The sequence below is a fragment of the Roseovarius dicentrarchi genome, assembly GCF_003316635.1.
In the GTDB taxonomy this organism is placed as follows: Bacteria; Pseudomonadota; Alphaproteobacteria; order Rhodobacterales; family Rhodobacteraceae; genus Roseovarius; species Roseovarius dicentrarchi.
On record NZ_QNQP01000072.1, the window covers coordinates 1 to 1,352 of the forward strand.

Below are 1,352 nucleotides of genomic sequence, written 5' to 3' on the forward strand. Positions count from 1 at the left end.
GATTGAGCAACCCGAGGTCTGGAAATTCTGCTGAGAGGGGGTCATGCATCCTGGCATTCCCACTTGATGTAGGCCTTCGTTTCGGAGGCCCATTTTTCGTCGATCTCGACCAGCACGGCGCTGACGAGGCGCAAGAGCGCGTCTTCGCCGGGAAAGACCCTGATTTTGACGGTGCGCCGTTTGAGTTCCTGCTGGACGGAGCGCTCGATCGGGTTTGACGTGCGCAGCCGTTTGCGGTGGTGCTCAGGCAGGGTGAAGACGGCGAGGCCTTCGGGAACGTTTTCCTCGAGCCACGCGGCCAGCTTGGACGCAGTGTCGCGATAGCTGGATACCAGCTCGGTCAGGGCGGTTTCGGCCTTCGCGAGATCATCCGCTGTCCAGATCGATTTAAGCTGGCGCCCAATACGCTTGCGGATCTCGGCATTCGGCGCGTGATGGATGGCGTTCCGGGCCAGGTGGAATTGGCAGCGCTGCCATGTGGCACCGCCCAGAACGGCGCGCCTGGCAGCGCGCAGGCCGCTGTGGTCGTCGGAAACGATGAATTCGACCCCGCGCAACCCGCGCGCGACCAGGCTTTCGAGGAACGCCCGCCAGTGGACCTCGGCCTCCGACAGGGCCACTGACACGCCCAGAACCCGTCGGCGCTCGTCCGGGCCGATACCGATGGCCGAGAGCACGGCGACGTCGCGCACAATCCCGCCGTGGCGCATCTTCTCGTACCGCGCGTCGAGGATGAGATACTTGATCTGGCCGAGCGGGCGGTCGCGCCAAGCCGCCAGATCCTCATCCAGCAGCTTGGTGGCGCGACTGACCTGAGAGGATGACAGGCTCTCGATGCCGAACTCGCGCATCACCGTCTCGACCTCGCGGGTGGACACGCCCTTGATGTACATCTCGGCGACAGCCAGCATGACGGCGCGCACCGATCGTCGACCGCGCTCCAGCGATTGCGGGTAGAACGGTTCTCCGTCGTGCCCCGCAGTCTTGGGCACCTGCACGTTCACGGTGCCCGCCGGCGTGTCGATGCGCTTTGGCTTGGTGCCGTTGGCATAACCCCGGCGCTCGGGTGTGCGCTCGTAATGCCCGGCGCCGAGAAAGCGCTCACGCTCGATCTGCATCGCCAACTCGAACGCGCGGGCGAACACCCCGGCGATGTCGCCAGGCCCTTGTTCAATCAACTGTTCCAAGACTGCCTCAACCGCCGTATCCTTCCGTCTGTCCATTCGCTCTTCTCCATGGTTGGTTTGCAACTCCATGGAATACCAGAATGGGCAGCCCCTGCTGGGGCGCGCCCCAGCAGGGGCTCATGACCCCCACCTCGAGCGAATTTCCAGACGTCAGGTTACAGTACC

1 protein-coding gene is annotated in these 1,352 nt (G+C 64.1%); it reads right to left on the bottom strand.

Annotated elements, in window-relative coordinates:
- Positions 1 to 41 precede the first annotated feature (41 nt).
- Positions 42 to 1,223, bottom strand: coding sequence for an IS256 family transposase (locus DQ230_RS16865; RefSeq protein ID WP_113913704.1), 1,182 nt, complete (start codon positions 1,221 to 1,223; stop codon positions 42 to 44).
- Positions 1,224 to 1,352 lie beyond the last annotated feature (129 nt).